At 51.7% G+C, this 11,999-nt stretch carries 13 protein-coding genes; 5 read left to right on the top strand and 8 right to left on the bottom strand.

Features of this window, described 5'->3' with window-relative positions; translation table 11 throughout:
• Nucleotides 1–2: 2 nt before the first annotated feature.
• The 6 genes from KI809_RS14990 to KI809_RS14965 form a co-directional block, all read right to left on the bottom strand.
• Nucleotides 3–791 carry a prepilin peptidase gene (locus KI809_RS14990; protein ID WP_214172539.1) on the bottom strand — a complete coding sequence of 263 codons (789 nt, stop codon included), beginning with the start codon at nucleotides 789–791 and terminating at the stop codon, nucleotides 3–5.
• Nucleotides 792–1,216: 425 nt separating this feature from the next.
• Entirely contained in the window at nucleotides 1,217–1,627 is a 411-nt protein-coding gene (locus KI809_RS14985; protein WP_214172393.1) for a VOC family protein, read from the bottom strand.
• Nucleotides 1,628–1,635: 8 nt separating this feature from the next.
• A complete protein-coding gene (locus KI809_RS14980) occupies nucleotides 1,636–2,358 on the bottom strand; it encodes a cytochrome c biogenesis CcdA family protein (RefSeq protein ID WP_214172392.1) in 723 nt (240 codons plus the stop codon).
• Complete coding sequence (locus tag KI809_RS14975) at nucleotides 2,358–2,882, bottom strand: TlpA disulfide reductase family protein (RefSeq protein ID WP_214172391.1); 525 nt, start codon at nucleotides 2,880–2,882, stop codon at nucleotides 2,358–2,360. Before KI809_RS14975 ends, KI809_RS14980 begins: the two co-directional genes overlap by 1 nt.
• A 151-nt stretch (nucleotides 2,883–3,033) precedes the next feature.
• Complete coding sequence (locus tag KI809_RS14970) at nucleotides 3,034–3,273, bottom strand: hypothetical protein (protein ID WP_214172390.1); 240 nt, start codon at nucleotides 3,271–3,273, stop codon at nucleotides 3,034–3,036.
• 157 nt (nucleotides 3,274–3,430) lie between these two features.
• On the bottom strand, nucleotides 3,431–4,399 hold the full coding sequence (locus tag KI809_RS14965) for a polyprenyl synthetase family protein (protein ID WP_214172389.1): 969 nt from the start codon (nucleotides 4,397–4,399) through the stop codon (nucleotides 3,431–3,433).
• Between the two features lie 196 nt (nucleotides 4,400–4,595).
• On the opposite strand from KI809_RS14965, the gene KI809_RS14960 reads away from it, so the two are divergent.
• From KI809_RS14960 to KI809_RS14950, 3 genes are read left to right on the top strand one after another with little or no spacing between them, the layout of a single operon-like run.
• Nucleotides 4,596–6,095, top strand: coding sequence for a M16 family metallopeptidase (locus KI809_RS14960; protein WP_214172388.1), 1,500 nt, complete (start codon nucleotides 4,596–4,598; stop codon nucleotides 6,093–6,095).
• On the top strand, nucleotides 6,092–7,531 hold the full coding sequence (locus tag KI809_RS14955; RefSeq protein ID WP_214172387.1) for a M16 family metallopeptidase: 1,440 nt from the start codon (nucleotides 6,092–6,094) through the stop codon (nucleotides 7,529–7,531). Before KI809_RS14960 ends, KI809_RS14955 begins: the two co-directional genes overlap by 4 nt.
• A complete protein-coding gene (locus tag KI809_RS14950) occupies nucleotides 7,528–8,322 on the top strand; it encodes a polysaccharide deacetylase family protein (RefSeq protein WP_337833328.1) in 795 nt (264 codons plus the stop codon). Before KI809_RS14955 ends, KI809_RS14950 begins: the two co-directional genes overlap by 4 nt.
• On the opposite strand, the gene KI809_RS14945 is transcribed toward KI809_RS14950, so the two are convergent.
• On the bottom strand, nucleotides 8,319–8,486 hold the full coding sequence (locus tag KI809_RS14945; RefSeq protein ID WP_214172385.1) for a hypothetical protein: 168 nt from the start codon (nucleotides 8,484–8,486) through the stop codon (nucleotides 8,319–8,321). The genes KI809_RS14950 and KI809_RS14945 overlap by 4 nt on opposite strands.
• Entirely contained in the window at nucleotides 8,487–9,302 is an 816-nt protein-coding gene (gene proC / locus KI809_RS14940; RefSeq protein ID WP_214172384.1) for a pyrroline-5-carboxylate reductase, read from the bottom strand.
• 315 nt (nucleotides 9,303–9,617) lie between these two features.
• Between proC and KI809_RS14935 the strand changes: the two genes are divergently transcribed.
• The gene (locus tag KI809_RS14935) at nucleotides 9,618–10,814 is read left to right on the top strand and encodes a saccharopine dehydrogenase family protein (RefSeq protein ID WP_214172383.1); all 1,197 of its coding nucleotides are present in this window, start codon (nucleotides 9,618–9,620) and stop codon (nucleotides 10,812–10,814) included.
• Between the two features lie 4 nt (nucleotides 10,815–10,818).
• Nucleotides 10,819–11,967, top strand: a complete 1,149-nt coding sequence (gene nspC / locus KI809_RS14930; protein ID WP_214172382.1) for a carboxynorspermidine decarboxylase — start codon at nucleotides 10,819–10,821, stop codon at nucleotides 11,965–11,967.
• Nucleotides 11,968–11,999 lie beyond the last annotated feature (32 nt).

Below are 11,999 nucleotides of genomic sequence, written 5' to 3'. Positions count from 1 at the left end.
GTTTATTGCCCTCCAAGCCGCGAGAGGCCAAGATACCAATCAATTATCCTGCTGCCGTAAAATATATAGAGGATTGCGCCCAAAGCAAGGAAAGGGCCGAACGGTATAGGTAGCTTCGAATCGCGACCGCGGGCAATCATGAGGCCAACCCCGATAACTGAACCTACCAGTGAAGCAGAAAAGATTATGAAAAGAATGGAGCGCCACCCGAGAAAAGCACCCAGCATGGCTAACAGTTTGACGTCGCCGCCCCCCATGCCATCCTTGCCGGTAAGCAGTTGATAGCCATAGGCAACCAGCAACAGGCTGCCACCGCCGGCCAGCAACCCGATAAGTGAGTCTTTCCATCCAAGCCAGGGAAGAAAGAAGGAGAAGGCGAAACCCACGGCAATTCCAGGCAGGCTTATGACATCAGGAATTATCTGATGGTCAAAGTCGATGAATGTTATCACCACCAGGCTCGAACATAAAATAAACAGGGCGAGAAAAGAAAGCGTCGGGCCGAATTTGATAAAGAGCATCAGGGTCAGCAGGCCGTTAATGATCTCAACCAATGGATAGCGCATTGATATACGAGCCTTGCAAGAACGGCATTTCCCACCGAGAAGGATATAGCTTACTATCGGGATATTGTCGTACCACTTGATCCGGTAGCCGCAGAGTGGACAGCTCGATGGAGGCGATACTACCGAACGGTTTTCTGGAAGCCTGCAGATGCAGACATTGAGAAACGACCCAACCACGGCACCGTATATGAAGGCAAAGATATTGTAGACGATAACTGGAGACATTAAAGAAAACCTTTTCATTGAAATAACATCCGGACCGTTGAATTATACATGAGGCAATCGCAATTTCCAGGCGGTTCCCGCAATTAAGAGATAATGCAATCTACATATATACACAAAACCAAATATCTGATATATTTGGTCCTTGAGGTGACAAGAATGAAAGATCTGCTCATTTTAGTTGGCGTTTTTGTTTTCTGGATTGTCCTGCAGAAATATATCCTGCCGCGCTTGGGGGTCCCCACCTGAATGTCTGATTCATGCGACCTCGGGGACCGGGGAACTAAAAAGAAAGACAGTGAAAATAAGAAGTAGCAAAAAGGCCGCCATGCCCTGGCGGCCCTTTTTGGGTTTGGTATGTGAGAGTATCGTGAACAGGCTCAGTCATCCATAAAGCCAGAATGATCTGTACTTGCATCTCACAATATCTAACGAGTAGGTTCTTCCAGAACTATCAGGTAGCCGTCCGGGTCAAAGCACCAGAGATCCTTGATCCCGTAGGGCTGTTCCTCCATGTGATAGAGGATTTCCATCTCCTCTTCCATAATAGCTTGATAGATCTCATCCAACCCTTCAACCCTGAAATGGAGAGTTGCCCCAACCCCTTTCGGGAACATGGCAAACCGCTCTTCGAGTACCGGATGCACCTTCAATACTGTCGCCTCTTCCACAAAAATAAGATTACACCCTTCAACTTTCATCTCAAGATGTTCCGGGGCACCAGGCACTGTAAGTGCTCGTCGGATCGGCAATTCCAGAATTCCTGCATAGAAGGCTTCGGTAGTCGATAAGTCTGCCACTGTGAGCTGGATTGACATTGCCGGAGTATGGCGGCTCATAGACCCTTTCATCCAATCAGCTTGGTAGAATACCTGCCCAAGATACTCAGGTAATTGGTAAACAACATGATGCCCAAAACTATCAGAAATATTCCGGTCGCTATTTCAAAGAGCCGGATATGTTTCTTGAACCTGTTAAACACCTGGATGAAACGGTTCAACGCCAGCGATGACAAGAAAAATGGGATCGCCAATCCCATGGAATAAGTCATTAACAGGGCGATGCCATGATAAACAGTATCCTCTGCAGCTGCCACCATCAGAATCGATGCCAGTATCGGACCGATGCAGGGAGTCCAACCAGCGGCAAAGGCAATGCCGACAAGCAAAGTCCCTAAGTAACCGGCAGGTTTTCGCTGAATATTGATCTTCTTCTCTCCCAGAAGAAGACTGATGGGGATAAGCCCGGTTATATGAATCCCGAAAAGGACAATCAGCACCCCGCCAAGCTTCCGCAGCAAATCCATCTTTGACTGCAAATAACCGCCGATAAAGGTCGCAGACGCACCAAGAAGCACAAATATCAAAGTGAATCCACCAATAAACATGAGAGAATGGATAATTGTCTGATTTCGGACTTTGTGGGAAGGGGTTTCCTCCTGAAGTTCAGCGAAGGAAAGGCCGGTAATATATGTTATGTACGAAGGAATAAGGGGCAAAACGCACGGAGAAAGGAACGATAGTAACCCGGCGATGAATGCCCCTGCAAAAGAAATGTTTGCTCCGGACATTATTTTGATGCCAACTCGGAGAAGAACTGAACTGAATCAGCAGACGCCCAGTCCATCCCTCCTATGACTTTTTTTACCACGACCCCGTTCTTGTCGATGACAAAGGTCTCCGGCACACCGGTTATGCCATAAACTTTGCCGGCTTTTTGTTCAGGATCATTCAAACTCGGCAGATTAAAACCGGTACGTTTAAAAAAAGCCGTAACTGCATCCTTACCACCTTCGTCGATAGAAACAGCAAGCATCTGGAATGATTTACCAGCCATTTGCTGGTTAAGCTTCATCATTGAAGGGATTTCTTCCTTACACGGAGGGCACCATGTTGCCCAAAAGTTTAAAAAAACAACCTTTCCTTTAAAGGAAGAAAGGGTAACGTCACGGCCGTCAAGATCTTTCAGCGTAAAATCCGGCGCTGCTGTGCCCTCACGCAATTGGCTGACCGATGAAGATTTGCCCTTTTCCTCCTTTGAACAGCCAAATAAAGCCAAGCAGAGCAGTATTACGATCAAGACAAGTCTCTTCATACATACCTCGATAATCTTCGTTTGGATAATTGCTGAGTTATATTTTAGGCAAGGATCATTGTAAAGCAAGGAGATTTTAAAAGTGCAAACGCGAGAAGGCAGACGCAGGAATGGCGGGCTAGGTAAAACAACAGAAGGAACAGATTATGACTTAAGCGTCCTCGCCACGAATCTGCTGGCGAACCCTGCGGGTGGAGACAGCAAGTGGCAGCAGCTCCGTATGCTTTGTCAAGACATCTTCGAGTGACATGCCATCGTTAATTATGATGTCATCCCCGCCAAGATAAGTCTTGGCAAAATGACGACCGTCGTCTCTACAGTAAACCTGAACGTGATAAGAGTCGCCGTCTACCTGAACGCGTGCTTGATGCACCAGAGTCCCGTGTCCCATAGCATTTCACCACATAATCGATAACATTAAATAAAATAACTATATTCCTACGCAGGCTAAGTGCAAAATACACACCAAGCAAAATAGCATTAAATATTAAGCGGTTTTTGAGTTTTTATGGTGACAGCGGATGGTTATTTAACCAGAACTCCGGGTTTTAGCGCTGCCTGGTAACCACGTAGTCGGAGAGGTCGAAAAGCGCAGACTTAATGGTTGACTCTGGAAATGATGCTAAAGAAGCTTTGGCACTCTCTACATAATCGCGAGCCCTCGACACAGTGAATTCAATACCTTGGTGCCGTTGCACAAGATCAAAGACAAAGGCGAAATCCTGATCTTCGACAATCTCCGCAGTAACGATATCCCCGACCCGGTCCTTCTCCACATCGGTACAATGCATCAAGGCGTGGATCAGAGGCAAGGTTATCTTCCCTTCTTCGATATCGTGCCCAATGCTCTTGCCAAACTCCTCCTGGTCAGCGGAATAGTCCAGCACATCATCCATCAACTGGAAGGCAATCCCCAAATCCATGCCGAAATCTCGCAAGGCATTTTCCATCTCAGTGGAAACCTTGCCAAGGATGGCCCCGGCCTGGCATGCTGCTGAGATCAGAACTGCAGTCTTACACTTGACGACATCAATATACCTGGCCTCTGTCATGGTGAGATCACTGGTACAGACCAGTTGCAGTACCTCGCCCTCAGCAATCATGGTGGTTGCGCCCGACAGAACCCGGAGAATATCCAGGTCGCCGTCTGCCACCATAAGAGAGAATGATTTTGAGAACAGGAAATCGCCGACCAGCACGGAAGCTTCGTTACCCCAAAGGGTGTTTGCCGAGGCAATGCCCCTGCGGAGATTGGCGTTATCGACAACGTCATCATGAAGAAGGGTTGCAGTGTGGATGAATTCGACCACACTTGCCAACGGCACATGACGGTCGCCACTATATTCACACAGCTTAGCCGCGAGAAGAAGCAAAGCCGGTCTTATCCGTTTCCCACCGCTGGAAAGCACGTACTCGCCAACTTTGCGGATAAGCGGAACATCGGACGCCAAGTCCTTACGAAACTGCTGCTCTACCTGTATAAGTTCATCCCCGATAAGGGCCAGAACTGCTTCCATTAATGATTACCCCTTTAAAATCTGCGCCAATACTATAGGAACCCCGGACAGTTTGTCAAAGTTTTTCTGGTTAGAGTGGTATCGGGACACGCCTTTATTTACCACCCCTTTGCCTTGCAAATTAAAAGACTACAAGGTAATATGTGGCCGCTAAAAACAAAGTCATACTGCAGAACTCCTTAAGAGGTAATCTAAAATGAAACTGATCATCCGAATCACCCTGCCGCTCCTGCTGCTTAGCATGATGGCCGTCCAGGCATCAGCTGCAGGCCTATCAGAAAGGGTAATAGAACATACCCTGAAAAACGGCATGAAAATCCTTATGGTTGAACGACACACCTCTCCAACTGTCTCAGCATGGATCCGTTTCAAGGTAGGCAGCGTTGATGAGCGGAGCGATGAAAGGGGGGTGGCTCATCTCCTGGAACATATGCTCTTCAAGGGGACCAAGACGCTCGGCACAAAGGACTATGCCTCGGAAAAACCGCTGCTCGACAAAATCGAAGAGGTTGCGCAGAACCTGGTCCAGGAAAAAGCAAAGCAGGAGCGCGGCGATAAAGAAAAAATTAAATCTCTGCAAAGCGAGCTTTCCCGGCTTGAGAGCGAAGCAGGTAAATTCGTCATCAAAGAAGAGTTCGCTGACCTTTACTCCAGAAACGGTGGATACAACTACAATGCCTTCACCAGCAAGGACGGCACGACCTACCTCATAGGCCTGCCGTCAAACAAGCTGGAATTATGGGCTGCCATTGAATCAGACCGGATGCAGAATGCCGTACTCAGGGAGTTCTATACCGAGCGGGACGTTGTCATGGAAGAACGGAGAAGGTCGTATGATGCCGAACCTGCCGGACGACTTTGGGAGACCTTCCTGGCAACTGCCTTTATGGCCCATCCCGTCGGCCAGCCGATAATCGGCTGGATGTCAGATCTGGAAAACCTCACCCGGACCAAAGCAGAGCATTTTCTCAAGAGTTACTATGCCCCCAACAATGCAATAATCGCAATTGTCGGTGACATTAACCCGCAGAAAACCGTGGCGATGGTTGAACGGTACTTCGGCAATATCCCCCCTGGCAAATCTGTGCCTCCGGTTGCAGTCAGGGAGCCCCAGCAACATGGGGAAAAGAGAGTTGAAATCATTGGGGATGCCGAGCCGGAATTAATGATAGGCTTCCACAAGCCTACCCTGCCCGACCCTGACGATTACGTATTCGATGTCATTGATATGCTGCTTGCTGACGGAAGAACATCGCGCCTCTACAAAAAACTGGTTATCGAGAAACAGATCGCGACAGAGGTCGGTTCATTCTCTGCCCCTGGAAGCCGCTACCCCAATCTCTTTGTCATTTCAGCGACCCCCAGAGCCCCACATAGCGTCAAGGAAGTTGAAGATGCCATATATGCTGAGTTGGAGCGGTTCAAGAGCGAGCCGGTCCAGGAAAAAGACCTGCAGAAGATACTGAACCGGCTCGAATATGAAGAGTTCCGCCAAATGGGCTCTAACGGCGGCCTGGCCAGAAACCTGACCGAGTATGAAGCGGTTACCGGCAACTGGCGCTACCTGATCGAACACCGCCAGAAAGTGGCGGCTGTTACCCCGATGGATGTCGTCAATGTTGCGAGAAAATATTTCACCAGAGAAAACAGAACTGTCGGTTTCATAACCAAGAAGCTTAAGGAGGAATCCAAATGACCAGAGCCACCTGTCGCTTTCTTGCACTCATCATAACCGTTTTCGCACTATCTGGATGCGCCGGTCCGAGTACCCAGGTGAACCCTCGTTCCATGTCGTTCCCACCGCTCTCTTTCGAGATCCCCAAAAGCCAGCGGATGGAACTGCCTAATGGCATGGTGGTCTACCTTCTGGAGGACCATGAACTTCCATTGGTGAGCATTACCGCGTATATCAACACAGGAAGCATTTATGAACCGCCGGACAAGACAGGCCTTGCATCGCTCGCCTCTGCCGTATTGAGGACCGGGGGTACCGATACGATCACACCTGACGCAATGGATGGCGAACTGGAATTCATGGCTTCTTCAGTTGAGGCCGGGATCTCGTCCGACGTCGGCAATGTATCAATGGCCACCCTCACAAGGAATTTCGACAGGACCTTGCAGATCTATGCCGATGTTTTGATGAAACCGGCATTTCGCGAAGAGAAGCTCAACCTCGCTAAAAAGCAGACAATAGAGGCACTGCGCCGACAGAATGACAACCCGAAGGCGATCGCCGACCGTGAACTCCGGAAAGCCCTCTACTCCGGCCATCCCCTGGGGGCATACCCGACAGTAGAAAGCATATCAGGGATTACCCGTGATGACCTGATCAAATTCCATGGCCGATATTTTAGACCGAATCGGGTGATTCTTGCTGTTGCCGGTGACGTAAAGACAGAGGAGTTATCCGCCAAGCTTGAGAAGCTGTTTAACGGCTGGGAAAAAACGGACGAGTCTTTGCCAAAGGTTGCCCCGCCAGCCGCTGAGGTAAAGCCGCAGGTTCTGCTGGCACACAAGGACGTCAACCAGTCGGCGATCCGGATCGGCCATCTCGGCATCGATAAGGACAGTCCGGACCTCTATGCCATACGGGTGATGGATTATATCCTTGGCGGCGGCTTTACTTCACGGCTTACCCAGGAGATCCGCTCGAATCAGGGGCTTGCCTATAATGTCGAGAGCCATTTCGATATCGGACGCCGCTTTGTGGGGACCTTTATCGCCCAGACCGAGACCAAATCTGAATCAACGGCCAAGGCAATAACCTTGATGCGCGATATCATTGCCGGAATCACCAAAGAGCCGGTCTCCAGCCAGGAACTTGATCTGGCCAAGAATTCGATCATCAATGCCTTTATCTTCGGCTTTGCCAAGCCTGAAGCCGTGGTCAACCAGCAGGCCAGGCTGGAGTATTACGGCTACCCCAAGGGATACCTCGAAAACTATCGGGACAACATCGCAAAAGTCACCAAAGATGACATTCTGCAGGCAGCGAAAAACCATCTTCACCCGGATAAAATGGTGATCTCCGTGGCTGGCAACGACAATGCTTTTGACAAACCGTTATCGATCTTCGGTCGAGTGACTGACATCAAACTGGAAACTATGAAAGGTGATAAGACTCAATAATGCTAAGGATCCTTACAACTCTTTTACTGCTGTCACTGCTAGTAACCACTGCCTCTGCATCTCAAACAACAGAGCAATCAGGAGTGCCGATACTCCTCTATCACCGCTTCGGACCCACTGTCGCCGATGGCATGACCATCACCACACCGGTATTCGAGTCACACCTCAAGTACCTTAAAGACAATGGCTACACAGTGATCCCCCTGAGAAGGCTGGTTGACTGGTACCAGAAAAAGGCACCGGTCCCTCCGCCTAAATCAGTGGTGATCGTTGAGGATGATGCCCATAAGACCGTTTACAGTGACATGCTGCCACTGATCAAAAAATACAAGGTGCCTGTGACCGTGTTCGTCTATCCGTCGGCGATCTCCAACGCCAAATACGCCATGACCTGGGACCAGCTGCGGGAACTGAAGAAGACCGGGCTTGTCGACATCCAGTCGCATACCTACTGGCACCCGAACTTCAAGAAAGAGCGAAAGAAGCTCAAGCCGGCAGAACTGGATAAACTGGTGAACACCCAGTTAAAAAAATCAAAGGACAAACTGGAGAAGGAACTAGGCGGGAAGGTTGATATGCTTGCCTGGCCGTTCGGCATCTACGACGACTATCTGCTGAAGATGGCCGCAGCTAACGGGTTTACCACTACTTTCACCATAGAGCGTCACCATGCCGGAGCCAGCGACTCGGTTATGAAACTCCCCCGTTATCTACTGATCAATTCGGACCAGGGCAAGGCATTTGCCCAGATACTGGCAGGAACAGCGCCTAAACGAAACATCGCTTACTAAATACGGTCTTTGTTGTTCAATTTCTCAAAAAGCTCAATCTGCTCCTGCAGAGAGAGCTTTTTCTTTGCCTGGCACCCGGTGGCAAGACACAACCGGCAGCGGTCGTCACTGCACCACTGACAATAGCTACAGTCCTGGCACGGGTGTTTCTTTCCCTCAGTCATTCACTTTTTCTTCCCGAGTTCCATTGACCGTTGCGTCGCCGCTTCGACACAGCGCATGACCGTGCCGCGGAACCCGCCAACTTCAAGAGCCTGAAGCCCGGCGATGGTGGTGCCTCCGGGAGAAGTCACCTTTTCACGGAGCAGCGCCGGGTGCTCTCCGGTCTCGTTCAGCAGGCAAGCAGTACCGTATACTGTCTGGAGAGCCAGGCCGGATGCGACCTCACGGGGCAGTCCGTTCTTGACGCCCGCATCGGAAAGGGCCTCGATGAACGTCAGCACATAGGCAGGGCCACTTCCGGAAAGACCGGTCACGGCATCGATCAGTTTTTCATCCACCTGCCAGCACTTGCCAACCATGGTGAAGATTTCCGCAGCCAGCGTCATATCCTCGGCAGACGCATGTGTCCCGGCAGCTATTGCTGTTGCACCCTGCAGGGCCAGTGCCGGGGTATTGGGCATTGCCCGCACAACCTTGACCGGTGTCGGGAATAAAGATTCAATGATTGAACAAGGCACCCCGGCCATTATCGATATGAGCAAGGTATCACCGTTTATGGCTGATGATATGCCTGACAGGACAGAATCAACCATCTGCGGCTTGATCGCCAGCAGTATCAGGCGACAACCTGTCGCCACCTTGGTGTTATCAGCAGAAACACCCACGGCATAGCGCTCTGCCAGAAAATCCCTGCGTCCGGCAACCGGCTCAGCTACCTCGATTTTATCAGCAGCAATCCCCCCCTGGATCAAACCCTTGATCATTGCCTCGGCCATGTTGCCGCCACCAATTATGCCTATTCCCAGATTCCGGAACATCGTGCTATCCCCCCTGCGCAATCTTGATTCATGCTCTCCAATGAACTTATAGAAGAAATTTCCCATGTCAACTTAAAATCATTATCTGCCCCCGGACGCAAAAGATCGTCATGTCGCACAATTCACACACCGTTTACAGTGCCAGAATCAGCAAACCGTGCATGGGGTTGATTATCGACCCAGGCCCCACTTAAATTTCCCGTAATACTTAGACTTTACCGGCATTAATGCTAAACTTTTCACTTGACAGCAAGCCGCGTAAAGAATATTTGGAAAGGTCCGATAAATTACTCCATCGCACAGGGAGATAAATAGATGAGCAAGGTTCTGATAATCGGAGCAGGGGGCGTCGGCCAGGTCGTTGCCCATAAATGCGCCCAGCGTCGTGACATTTTCAGCGAGATCACCCTGGCCTCGCGCACCAAGGCCAAGTGTGACACCATTGCCGCCCAACTGAACAACAGCATAAAAACCGCTCAGGTAGATGCCGACAACGTCCCCGAACTGGTTGCCCTGATCAAGGCAGAGCAGCCAAAACTGGTGATCAACGTGGCGCTGCCGTACCAGGATCTGCATATCATGGATGCCTGCCTGGAGACCGGTGTCGATTACCTCGACACTGCCAACTACGAACCGCTGGACACCGCCAAGTTCGAGTACTCCTGGCAGTGGGCCTACCAGGACCGCTTTAAAAATGCCGGTTTGATGGCGCTTCTGGGTTCTGGTTTCGATCCGGGTGTTACCAACGTCTACACCGCCCTGGCAGCCAAAAAGTATCTGGATGTCGTGGAGGAAATCGACATCATCGACGCCAATGCCGGCAGCCACGGCCAGCCGTTTGCCACCAACTTCAACCCGGAGATCAACATCCGCGAAGTGACCGCTACCTGCCGCCACTGGGAAAACGGCCAGTTTGTCGAGAGCCCGGCGCTCTCCACCAAGCGGGTCTTTGATTTCCCGGAAGGGATCGGGCCGATGAACTGCTATCGACTCTACCACGAGGAGATGGAGTCGCTGGTCAAGCACATCCCGACCATCAAGAAAGCCCAGTTCTGGATGACTTTCTCCGACAACTACCTGAAGCACCTGGAGGTACTGCAGAACGTCGGCATGACCAGGATCGACGAAGTGGAGTTTAACGGTCAGAAGATCGTGCCGATCCAGTTCCTAAAGGCGTTGCTCCCTGATCCGGGTTCGCTGGGTCCGCTGACCAAGGGCAAGACCTGCATCGGCGTCATTGCCCGCGGCACCAAGGACGGCCAACGCAAGCAGGTTTACATCTACAATATCTGTGACCACGAGGCCTGTTACAAAGAGGTCCAATCCCAGGCGATCAGCTACACCACCGGTGTCCCGGCGGTGGTCGGCGCCATCATGATGCTGACCGGCAAGTGGCACGCACCTGGGGTCTGGAACATGGAGCAGTTTGACCCGGAGCTGTTCCTTGATGTGCTCGGCCCAATGGGTCTGCCGACGGTGGTCATCGACGGCGGTGAATGGCCGGAGTTATAGCGCATTGACCGGTATCGACATCGACAAAATCCTGAAGCTCTCACCCTCCCCTGCCTATGTGGTGGACCTGGGTCAGCTGCGTCATAATCTGGCGATACTGGACGAGGTGCAACAGCGCTCCGGCGCCAAGATCCTCATGGCGCTGAAGGCGTTTGCCATGTGGGGGGTGTTTCCGCTGATCCGGGAAACCCTGCATGGCGTCTGCGCCAGCTCCCCCTGGGAGGCACGCCTCGGCCGCGAGGAGTTCGGCCGCGAGGTCCACAGCTTTGCCGCGGCGTTCAAGGAAGCAGATGTAGTTGAGTTGTTGCAGATCTCCAATCACCTGGTTTTCAACTCCTTCAACCAGCTGGAGCGGTTCCGACCGCTGTGGGAGCAGAGCGGCGTCTCCATCGGCCTGCGGGTCAACCCGGAGCATTCCGAAGGTCACACCCCTATCTACGACCCCTGCGCGCCCAAATCGCGGCTCGGCATCCCCCGGAAAGAGTTTGACGGCCGGTCGCTGGCCGGGGTTGAAGGGCTGCACTTCCATACCCTGTGCGAGCAGCTGTTCGAGCCGCTAGCGCGGACCGCCAAAGTGTTCGAGGAAAAATTCGGCGAGTTTCTCCCTCAAATGAAATGGTTGAACTTAGGTGGCGGCCACCACATCACCCGCGAGGGATATGACATCGACGCCCTGGTGGAGCTGGTCAAGCATTTCAAAGGAAAGTACGGCATTGAGGTCTACCTGGAGCCAGGCGAGGCGATCGCCATCGGCACCGGCATCCTGGTGAGCGAGGTGCTGGATGTGGTGCACAACGAGATGGATATTGCCATCCTCGACGTCTCTGCCACCTGCCACATGCCGGATATCCTGGAGATGCCCTATCGACCCGGCATCACCGGCGGCTATAATCCCGAGGAAAAGTCCCACACTTACCGTCTCGCCGGGCCATCCTGCCTGGCAGGCGACGTAATCGGCGACTGGTCGTTCGAAAAGCCACTCAATCCCGGCGACCGGCTGGCCTTCGAGGACATGTCCCACTACACCATGGTCAAGACCACTACCTTCAACGGCATCCAGCACCCGGCGATCTGCACCTATGAGCCGGCGAGCGGGGAGCTCAAGGTCATCAGGCAGTTCGATTACGAAGATTTCAAAGGACGCCTTTCATAGGCGATAACACCAAAACCACCCGAATTCGATTT

The sequence above is a fragment of the Geoanaerobacter pelophilus genome (genome assembly GCF_018476885.1).
GTDB classification, from domain to species: Bacteria; Desulfobacterota; Desulfuromonadia; order Geobacterales; family DSM-12255; genus Geoanaerobacter; species Geoanaerobacter pelophilus.
This window is presented reverse-complemented; position numbering and strand designations above follow the sequence as displayed.

Excerpts from the sequence above, each read along its gene's own strand:
- KI809_RS14935 (WP_214172383.1), top strand. The coding sequence starts at position 9,618 with ATGAGCAAGGTTCTGATAATCGGAGCAGGGGGCGTCGGCCAGGTCGTT.
- KI809_RS14965 (WP_214172389.1), bottom strand. The coding sequence starts at position 4,399 with ATGGAAGCAGTTCTGGCCCTTATCGGGGATGAACTTATACAGGTAGAG.
- KI809_RS14975 (WP_214172391.1), bottom strand. The coding sequence starts at position 2,882 with ATGAAGAGACTTGTCTTGATCGTAATACTGCTCTGCTTGGCTTTATTT.
- proC (WP_214172384.1), bottom strand. The coding sequence starts at position 9,302 with ATGTTCCGGAATCTGGGAATAGGCATAATTGGTGGCGGCAACATGGCC.
- KI809_RS14985 (WP_214172393.1), bottom strand. The coding sequence starts at position 1,627 with ATGAGCCGCCATACTCCGGCAATGTCAATCCAGCTCACAGTGGCAGAC.
- KI809_RS14960 (WP_214172388.1), top strand. The coding sequence starts at position 4,596 with ATGAAACTGATCATCCGAATCACCCTGCCGCTCCTGCTGCTTAGCATG.
- KI809_RS14970 (WP_214172390.1), bottom strand. The coding sequence starts at position 3,273 with ATGGGACACGGGACTCTGGTGCATCAAGCACGCGTTCAGGTAGACGGC.
- KI809_RS14955 (WP_214172387.1), top strand. The coding sequence starts at position 6,092 with ATGACCAGAGCCACCTGTCGCTTTCTTGCACTCATCATAACCGTTTTC.
- KI809_RS14990 (WP_214172539.1), bottom strand. The coding sequence starts at position 791 with ATGTCTCCAGTTATCGTCTACAATATCTTTGCCTTCATATACGGTGCC.
- KI809_RS14980 (WP_214172392.1), bottom strand. The coding sequence starts at position 2,358 with ATGTCCGGAGCAAACATTTCTTTTGCAGGGGCATTCATCGCCGGGTTA.
- KI809_RS14945 (WP_214172385.1), bottom strand. The coding sequence starts at position 8,486 with ATGACTGAGGGAAAGAAACACCCGTGCCAGGACTGTAGCTATTGTCAG.